This is a genomic window from Vibrio hepatarius, assembly GCF_018860525.1.
Classification (GTDB): domain Bacteria; phylum Pseudomonadota; class Gammaproteobacteria; order Enterobacterales; family Vibrionaceae; genus Vibrio; species Vibrio hepatarius_B.
In genome coordinates this window covers 238,418-247,319 of sequence record NZ_JAHKPM010000008.1, presented here as the reverse complement: position 1 = coordinate 247,319, position 8,902 = coordinate 238,418, and the positions used below count along the sequence as shown (strand labels likewise).

Annotated in this window: 9 protein-coding genes and 1 pseudogene; all 10 read left to right on the top strand. The window is 39.5% G+C overall.

The window, feature by feature from the left end; genetic code table 11:
- Nucleotides 1–828 (top strand): hypothetical protein (locus KO511_RS02555; RefSeq protein ID WP_215985923.1); only part of this gene is annotated, 828 nt, incomplete at its 5' end.
- Nucleotides 829–841: 13 nt separating this feature from the next.
- Nucleotides 842–1,774 carry a hypothetical protein gene (locus tag KO511_RS02550; protein WP_215985922.1) on the top strand — a complete coding sequence of 311 codons (933 nt, stop codon included), beginning with the start codon at nt 842–844 and terminating at the stop codon, nt 1,772–1,774.
- Nucleotides 1,775–1,794: 20 nt separating this feature from the next.
- Nucleotides 1,795–2,739 (top strand): hypothetical protein, encoded by a 945-nt coding sequence (locus KO511_RS02545; RefSeq protein WP_215985921.1) that lies wholly within the window; start codon nt 1,795–1,797, stop codon nt 2,737–2,739.
- A 186-nt stretch (nt 2,740–2,925) separates the two neighbouring features.
- Nucleotides 2,926–3,210 (top strand): hypothetical protein, encoded by a 285-nt coding sequence (locus KO511_RS02540; protein WP_215985920.1) that lies wholly within the window; start codon nt 2,926–2,928, stop codon nt 3,208–3,210.
- A gap of 7 nt (nt 3,211–3,217) precedes the next feature.
- Nucleotides 3,218–4,675: a hypothetical protein gene (locus KO511_RS02535; RefSeq protein ID WP_215985919.1), complete on the top strand. Its 1,458-nt coding sequence runs from the start codon at nt 3,218–3,220 to the stop codon at nt 4,673–4,675.
- Nucleotides 4,676–4,808: 133 nt separating this feature from the next.
- A pseudogene (locus tag KO511_RS02530) lies at nt 4,809–5,459 on the top strand (IS256 family transposase); the annotation flags it as partial.
- 542 nt (nt 5,460–6,001) lie between these two features.
- Entirely contained in the window at nt 6,002–6,307 is a 306-nt protein-coding gene (locus tag KO511_RS02525) for a hypothetical protein (protein ID WP_215985918.1), read from the top strand.
- A gap of 11 nt (nt 6,308–6,318) precedes the next feature.
- Nucleotides 6,319–7,266 carry a hypothetical protein gene (locus KO511_RS02520; protein ID WP_215985917.1) on the top strand — a complete coding sequence of 316 codons (948 nt, stop codon included), beginning with the start codon at nt 6,319–6,321 and terminating at the stop codon, nt 7,264–7,266.
- Nucleotides 7,267–7,425: 159 nt separating this feature from the next.
- Nucleotides 7,426–8,358: a hypothetical protein gene (locus KO511_RS02515; RefSeq protein ID WP_215985916.1), complete on the top strand. Its 933-nt coding sequence runs from the start codon at nt 7,426–7,428 to the stop codon at nt 8,356–8,358.
- 60 nt (nt 8,359–8,418) lie between these two features.
- A complete protein-coding gene (locus tag KO511_RS02510) occupies nt 8,419–8,769 on the top strand; it encodes a hypothetical protein (protein ID WP_215985915.1) in 351 nt (116 codons plus the stop codon).
- The last annotated feature ends 133 nt before the right edge of the window (nt 8,770–8,902 follow it).

The window sequence follows — 8,902 nt, the reverse complement described above, 5'->3', positions numbered from 1 at the left end:
TCAGTGGATGATAAGGTGCTTACCGTAAGAACGGGTTATCATAATCGACGCAACTATTATATTGTGCCATGGATGCTTATGTTGTCCTTTATGGTAGCTTTTTTGATTCACGACTTATGGCCTGATTTTAACGAACTAGAACAATATGCTGTTAAGACTTTGGCGAATATTCAGGAGGATCGTAGGACTGGATCTATTCCCATGTATAACGCTGATCGTGTTGAACAGTATATGAGGACATTACTGAACGATGATGGAAAGGTCACATTTGATAGCTACATTAAAGCACAAGAACTTAGCGGCGAGCTGGACCACTTCTTTAGTAGTATTGGAATGTTATGTTTTTTCCTCATATGTTCTGTGATTGTATGGTTAGTTTTCCTTCTCAAACCCAGAGATGCCGAAGTGTATTTTGACCGACAACGGCAAATTGTTTATAGCTGGCGCCACGGCAGGGTAGGCGCGGCCTACTTTGACAAAATGGGTTTAATTGAAAACCACCTTGGCATTAACCTTGTGTTGCAGTTTGAAAACAAAAAACAAAAGGGCTACCGCCCGATGGCGATTGTTGGCATTGATACCGGCAAGCTCACCTTTCACTCTGAAGCCGATACCACTTATCCACTCGCGCAAATCCTTGCCTTTATGGACCATGGCAAAAGTGCAGTGATCACTGGCCCTTCTTTTAAGCGCAAACCCGTCAAGTTTTTTTTGCGTATCGATCCTAAACCAGACAACCTTGAGCAACGCGTTAACGCCGCGCTTAAAGCCGAAGGGGATTTAGTCCAACACTACCAAACCCGCAGACCCAAAGGGCACGCGATATAAAAGCGGTAAATAAATGAGACGTGGAAAATTTAAACCATTCTGGAAGCTAGAGCATGCTCGGCCATTTACCGAGCTACGTACTTGGTTTAGTGAAAAAGTTACACTTGATGCTTATCAAGATCCTCTTAACTCCATTATGTATGTGGATGATCATGTCTTATCTGTAGGTACTCCGTATAACAATTTCCGCCTCGCTTTTTTTATTCCTTGGGTGGTGTCATTTTGGGTACTGTTTTTCTATGTAGTTAACGATATTGGTCCAAATCAAGGAATGATTAATAGTGCCAATTATATGATTGAACTAAATAACAAGAATAAACTAAATGGTATAGAATATGATACAAAAAGAGATCTTTATTACAAAGCAATGGTTGGCGATGATGGAAAAGGGTCGACACTTGATCTTATCCGCGCAGTAGCTCTCTACGGTACCGAAAATTATCGAAGCTCAATCTATTCAAAAATTACTATCGCCTCGGTACTCTTTCTTGTTGCTATAATCAGCACTTTGGCTCTACTTAGATTCCCTCGCATGGCTAATATTTATTTTGACCGCCGTAGAAGAATTGTTTACACGTGGCGTCTGGGTAAGGTGGCCGCCTGTGACTTTGATAACCTTGGTTTTCGTGAAACCGCGCATGGTCTTAATTTGTTACTTATGAGTGAAAACAAAAAGCGCCAATACTGGCCAGCGAACTTTACTGTTCAACCAACTGGCAGGCCACACTTAAACACTGAGAATGATAACACCGAGTTTATCGCACAAGTTTTTGCTTTTATGGATAAAGGAAAAAAGGCAGTTATTACAGGGGAGCGATTTGAGCGCGCTTACCCTAAGTCGTACTTATTTGTTGATAAAAAGCCAGACAACTTCGAACATCGAGTAGAAGAAATTCTAAAAAGAGATAGTGAGCTACCAGAGCTCTATGCTAAGCATTTGTTTTAAATTTAAGACCATTTAAATAAATGAAACGCAGATTTTGGGGCATATTCACCACCAAAGCCCAGCCTTTTTCCAAATGGTGGCAGGAGTTTCGCGCAGAGGTAGCCGTTATTCCCATGGAAGACCCGTTTGACCCCATAGTCTCTGTCGATGATAGGGTGCTTACCGTAAGAACCGGTTATCACAATCGGCGCAATGCTATTATCGTTCCGCTGATGATGGTGTTTACCTTTATGCCGCTTTATATGTTTTATGATTGGCTGCCTAACTTTGAAAGTCGACAGGAATACGCGCATGAGATGCTAGAGCATTTTGAGCAACAAAAGTCTTTTAGGGATACAATGTATGGTGCTGACGAAGTCGAAAAATATGCTAGAGCTTTGCTAAATGAAGAGGGTGAGGTGACATGGGCAACTTATTTAAGGGCTAAGGAAGTGGAAGGAAAGCTTGAAAGTTTCCTCACTAGTTTTCTACTGATAAGTTCTTTTTTGTTAGTGGGTATTGTTATGTGGCTGCTTTTTCTTCTCAAACCCGGAGATGCCGAAGTGTATTTTGACCGACAACGGCAAATTGTTTATAGCTGGCGCCATGGCAGGGTGGGTGCGGCCTACTTTGATAAAATGGGCTTAATTGAAAACCAAGTTGGTATCAACCTTGTGTTGCAGTTTGAAAACAAAAAACAAAAGGGCTACCGCCCGATGGCGATTGTTGGTATTGATACCGGCAAGCTGACCTTTCACTCTGAAGCCGATACCACATATCCACTCGCGCAAATCCTTGCCTTTATGGACCATGGCAAAAGCGCAGTGATCACAGGCTCTTCTTTTAAGCGCAAACCCGCCAAGTTTTTCTGGCGCGTGGATCCTAAACCAGACAACTTTGAGCAACGCGTTAACGCCGCCCTAAAAGCCGAAGGGGATTTTGTTCATCAGTACCAAACCCGCTGGGTAAAAGGGCACGCGTTATAGCCGCTGATAGCCTGTTTGAAACAGGTCAACTTATATCAAAATGCTTCCTGTTTAATCATATATTACTTAAATAGACTTAATGACTATGAAAAAAGTGTTTTTGCTTAGTGATATGTGCAGAAATAAACAGGTTAAAAGTTATATAATGATTTTCTACTGCATATTAGATATCTGAGATCAATATTTGTGGAAACTGAAAAAAATCATAGTATACCTAAGAAAGATGCATTTAAGGTAAGAGATAGAGCCGAGTCTATAGGAGCATTGTTGAATTTTTCTCTCAGCTTGGGGATTATCTATTTTTTTTGTTCGAATATGATTGAGTTTTTCCAGCATCTAGATACTGGCGATATGGAAAGAGCTTTTGCTAGGTTTGTTTTGGCATGTTCATTTTTATTTTTGTCTGTGATCCTAACTATAGGAATGTTTCTACTAAATAAACATTCAAAAAAACAATCAAAAATATTGTGAAAGGCATATGAATAAAGAAAATAAAATATCTTTATTAGAAAGGATATATAGAAGGTGGATCAATTTTACTCTAGTGGGCACTGTTAGAAAAGATAACCACAAACGCAATTCACTTACTAATACACGAAGACTCGCAGATTACACAAATCACTTCGCTGAATGTTATAGTATAGAGCCATTAAAAGACCCTCAAGAGCCAATAATGGCTATTGATGAGTCAACTCTATCTGTAAGAAATGCAAGTCATAATTATAGAATGTATATTTTATTACCATGGGTAGCTGCTTTATGGTGTGTCTTTTTATATCAAGCATATGAATTTGGCCCCAATAGAGGAATGATTTCATACGCTCACGATAATATTCAACGTAATTTAGAGCTTAAATCATTTGGATATGATTACGATAAGAATGATGATAACTATTACCGGGCTCTAGTCGGAGATAGTGGTAAGGGATCACGTATCGACTTATTTATTGCTGTCCATAAATATGGTGATGAAAACTATCGAAAATCAATATACGAAGAAGTAGCGATTATTAGTCTGCTATTTATATTGTCATTAATGATTGCGACTGTTTTTTTTCGGTTCTATCGACGTGCGGATATTTTCTTTGATCGGGAATATAATATAGTTTATACGTGGCATTTAGGAAAGTTATTCTACTCAAGTTTTAATAACCTAACTTTTCGGGAAGATAAATGTGGGTTAAAACTTTTCTTACATCATAAAGACTGGAGTGACAGAGGCAATACTACTACTCGTTACTTTTATGTACAGGGAACAGGTAGAGTATTTATGAACACTGAAAATGATAACACCTTTCTGTTGACGCAAATCTGTGCGTTTATGAGTAAGGGAATCAGTGCCGTTATCCAAGATAACAGCTTCTTTCGCCCAATGTTTGTGCCTTACTTACGCGTTGATAAAAGGCCAGAAGACTTTAAACAAAAGTTTTCTGACATAGTAAAAGATTGCAGTGAGTCAGCAGAAATGGATAGAGAAACCAGTAGTCAATCTCGGGCACCAGAAATAGTTGCTCATAATCAGTCTGAACGCTTTGTGACCTCGGCACTATGTGCTGCATCTATTGTCTGGTTGATAATCATATCGACTTTGGATTATTTTTGGTCGGTTCAGATACCTGGAGAAGCAATTTTAACTAATATAATTCCTACACTAAGTACAGGTGTGTTAATTGGCTATCGATATGGTGCCTTACTTGAATCAAGAGTTCGTTGGGCCTCATTATTTAATTGGATGATGCTTCAATTTTTAGTCTTTTTTGGCTATATGATGATTGGGGATGAATTAAGCTTAGCTGACCTATTTCTCGGGGCTAATATATATGAACTCGCTCTAATATTTTTAGTTGTGGTTTTATCACTTTTACTGACATTGTATATTGCAAAATTTATTTTGACATGTGGCGAAAAAATAGGTGTAAACCTAAAAGAAGACTAGCTTGCATGAAACACAGTAGAAAAATTGATGGGTGCATACTGACCATCGAGTAGAAGAAATTCTAAAAAGAGTAGTGAGGTAGTGTTTAGAAATCTGTGTCATTTCAGTAGAATATACAAAACAGGAATGACATATGACCAAAGACTTCGATTTAGAACAAGCCATTAAAGCCCTCCAATCAGGACAAGATCTGACGGGGAAAGATGGCTTTTTAACACCTCTCATCAAACAAATCACAGAAGCTGCTTTAAAGGCAGAGCTAGAGCAACATCTTGAAACGGATGAGCGACCGAACCGTAAAAATGGCTCTAGTAAGAAAACGGTTAAGTCTTCTGTCGGTGAATTTGAACTCGATACACCACGCGATCGCCAAGGCACGTTTGAGCCGAAACTGGTCAAGAAGAATCAGACTAAGCTGACTGACGAGATCGACCGTAAGATCTTATCCATGTTCTCGCTCGGTATGAGCTATCGTGACATTCGTGGTCATGTCGAAGACATGTACGGTATTGATGTCTCTGAAGCCACCATCACTAGCGTTACCGACCGTTTGATACCTGAGCTTAAGGAATGGCAGCAACGACCGCTAGATGCGCTTTATCCCTTTGTCTGGCTTGATGCTATCCACTATAAAGTTCGAGAAGATGGCCGCTACGTCAGCAAGGCTATCTACACCATCTTAGGCCTCACGGTTGAGGGTAAGAAAGAACTCCTTGGGTTGTACTTATCCGAGTCAGAGGGAGCGAACTACTGGCTGTCTGTGTTAACGGATCTCCATAACCGTGAGTTCAGCGAGGACACACACCTAAAGTATTATTCTATGAAAATGCCCTATCGCAAAACAGCTCACAATAGGGCTAACGAAGCAGCTCTCTGGCAAGAAAACACTGCGCTATGTGCTCTTTATCAAAAGCACATAGCAGTCTCCACTAAACCACCGAGACAAAGGCGGGGCTTATTCACGGATTAGGACAAATTCATTCCTGCTTACGTGTTTCTACTATCTATCAATCCCACTTTTGGTCAAATAAGCGGTGAATCAAGGTTTACTTAGTAAATTCATTTTCTCCTTCAATGTATTTTTATCCGAAGTAAAACGTCTCGGCATTTACTACGACTGATCGTTCATAGTTTCAATTTGCTAAAGAGAATAATTCTGACTTTTCGAAAGCTGGGTAACATGATGCCGAACACGTAATACATGTTTAAATCTAATCTCAATCCCTGTTTAACTTTAAATCTCACTATCAAGCGGAATTATTCAAATATATAAAGGGACAGTCTAATCTTATTGGTATGATATGCAGTAAAAAAAGTATTGATATCATGCTGCCAATTAATCAAATGCGCAACGGAAAGTTGGTAGAGGATCAAGCCGCAACAAAGGCATTTAAACAGGCGCTTAGCGCGGCGGCCAATAGTGAGGACTTTTTCCAATCTGAAATGATTAACGGAACCTTATATTTGAATTTTTCGGTTGAGATGGACAATAAGCCAGATGAAGAGCTGCACTTGCATTGGTACTACCAACAAAGCCCAGATATTATTGTCCCCAAACGTATGTTAACGTCGGACGGCGTTCTTGAAAAAACGTATTACGGAATGATTGATGATAAACCAAGCAATATTTAGCAGAGATTAGAATGAAAAGAAAAAACAGTCATGGCTTTTTATTTAGGTATCAATACCCACAAAAGCTAGTGAAATGGCGACAAGAATTTGCCAAGATCACTTCAATCAAACCTGAAGATGATCCACTTGAGCCTTTTATGGAGGTCACAGATGATGTGCTTGCCGTGCGCAGCGCAAGAGATAATTTGCGATTACCATTTCTAGTTCCATTAGTTTTAGGCTTCTGGTTTTTAGCTTTTAAATTCATGGGGGATATTGGGCCACATAATGATGAAATAGCATATGCTGAATATAAAATCACTTACTATGAAGACAAGAGTAGGAGAGGTGTTCCGTATGATGAGCAGTTTTATCAATATGCGAAAGCTTTTTTTGATGAAAACGGGAATTATTCTTTCATAAACTACCTCAACGCAGTGTTTAGATATGGTACAGATGGTCATAGAGAGTCTGTATTTTTCAGTATTTCTATTTTTTTAATTGCTCTTGTTTTATCAATAATATCAACTGCTTATTTAATTTTCTTACCTAGGCCCGCTGATATATATTTCGATCGTAAAAAAGGGATTGTTTACACTTGGTTTTTTGGCCGTGTCGCTGCTTGTCGGTTTGAGAATTTAGGTTTTTTGGAACACAGAACAGGCCTGCAACTGTACCTTTATTGCGAAAATAAAAAAGGTAAAATTGGCTACTGTACTCAGCCTACCCTTATTCAGCCCACGGGTAAGGTGACACTGAATGGAGAGAAAGATAACGACTATTTCTTTGCTCAACTCTTCAATTATATGGATAAAGGCAAAAGCGCGTTAATCACAGGAGAGCACTTTTTGAGAGAGCGCCCAAGGACCTATTTTCGCATAGACAAGCGCCCAGAGCCATTTGAAGAGCGATTAGAAACCATTCTTGAGCTAGAGCATGAACTTCCGCTTATGTACGGCCGAATAAAGGTACCCAATTGATATCTGCGCAGACAGAGGTTGAATGAATGTCGGGTAAAATGGCATATAATTCTATCAAACTCTGGCATGTGCTTTGAAAGCTAGACAACCTTTAGCAACGCGTTAACGCCGCGCTTAAAGCCAAGTGGTATGCAATATAGTTATAAGTGATATATAACGGTGAAAAGAAAAAACAGTCATGGTTTTTTATTTAGGTATCAATACCCACAGAAGCTAGTGAAATGGCGACAAGAGTTTGCCAAGATCGCTTCAATCAAACCTGAAGATGATCCACTTGAGCCTTTTATGGAGGTCACAGATGATGTGCTTGCCGTGCGCAGCGCAAGAGATAACTTGCGACTGCCATTTCTTGCTCCATTAGTTATAGCCCTATGGTTTTTAACGTTTACTTTTAGTGACGGTTTAGGCCCTAGTTCTAGTGAAATCTCTTTTGCTCGGGATGTTGTGGCATTAAAAAGTGATTACGAGAATAGAGGAGTCGATATTGCATATCATGAGGCTTTGTTAGGTGAAGAAGGGCAAAGTTCATTTTTTAACTATCTGGATGCCGTCTTTAATCATGGTGAGAAAAATTACCAAGAAGCTGTATTATTCGATATGGCCATATTTTTTATATGTTTAATCCTTGCGTTAATTGCAACCGCTTATTTTGTAACTTTACCAAGACCTGCTGATATCTATTTCGATCGTAAAAGAGGGATTGTTTACACTTGGTTTTTTGGTCGTGTCGCTGCTTGTCGGTTTGACAATTTAGGTTTTTTAGAACATAGAACAGGCTTGCAACTGTACCTTTATTGCGAAAATAAAAAAGGTAAAATAGGGTACTGTACTCAGCCTATCCTTATCCAGCCTACGGGCAAGGTGACACTGAATGGAGAGAAAGATAACGACTATTTCTTTGCTCAAATATTCAACTATATGGATAAAGGCAGAAGCGCTTTAATTACAGGAGAGTACTTTTTTAGGGAGCGCCCAATGACCTATTTTCGGATAGACAAACGCCCAGATCAATTTGATGTTCGATTGGAGGAAATTCTAGAGCTAGAGAATGAACTGCCTCTTATGTACGGCCGAATAAAAGTACCTAATTGATATGTGGATAAGAAGCTTTGCTGCGGCTATACGTCTAGCCATATCTCTAATTAATTAGTTATGAAACGCAGATTTTGGGGCATATTCACCACCAAAGCCCAGCCTTTTTCCAAATGGTGGCAGGAGTTTCGCTCTGAGGTAACCGTAATTCCCATGGAAGACCCATTTGACCCTGTGGTGTCAGTGGATGATAAGGTGCTGAAGGTAAGAACGGGTTACCATAACAGGCGCAACTATTATATTGTGCCATGGATGTTGATGCTGTCTATTATGGCAACCTATTTTACTGTTGAATCATGGCCCAATTTTCCCTCTCTAGCCGAAGATGCTCACGAATCCATGGCACGGATACAAGAGTATCGAAGAACAGGGTATAAACCTTTTTATGATATTGATGAGGTGGAAGCTTAAACCACGGTACAGACAGGCATCGGAAATCAGTATATGGAGATATAATATTTATTTCCATTCTTGTTTTTATAACGCTCTTACATACGCTCGCTTTACTTCGTTTCCCCCGTCTTGCCGATATTTATTTTGACCG

Bases quoted from the DNA above. Each gene is read 5' to 3' on its own strand.
- KO511_RS02550 (WP_215985922.1), top strand. From the start codon at position 842: ATGAGACGTGGAAAATTTAAACCATTCTGGAAGCTAGAGCATGCTCGG.
- KO511_RS02535 (WP_215985919.1), top strand. From the start codon at position 3,218: ATGAATAAAGAAAATAAAATATCTTTATTAGAAAGGATATATAGAAGG.
- KO511_RS02525 (WP_215985918.1), top strand. From the start codon at position 6,002: ATGCTGCCAATTAATCAAATGCGCAACGGAAAGTTGGTAGAGGATCAA.
- KO511_RS02520 (WP_215985917.1), top strand. From the start codon at position 6,319: ATGAAAAGAAAAAACAGTCATGGCTTTTTATTTAGGTATCAATACCCA.
- KO511_RS02545 (WP_215985921.1), top strand. From the start codon at position 1,795: ATGAAACGCAGATTTTGGGGCATATTCACCACCAAAGCCCAGCCTTTT.
- KO511_RS02510 (WP_215985915.1), top strand. From the start codon at position 8,419: ATGAAACGCAGATTTTGGGGCATATTCACCACCAAAGCCCAGCCTTTT.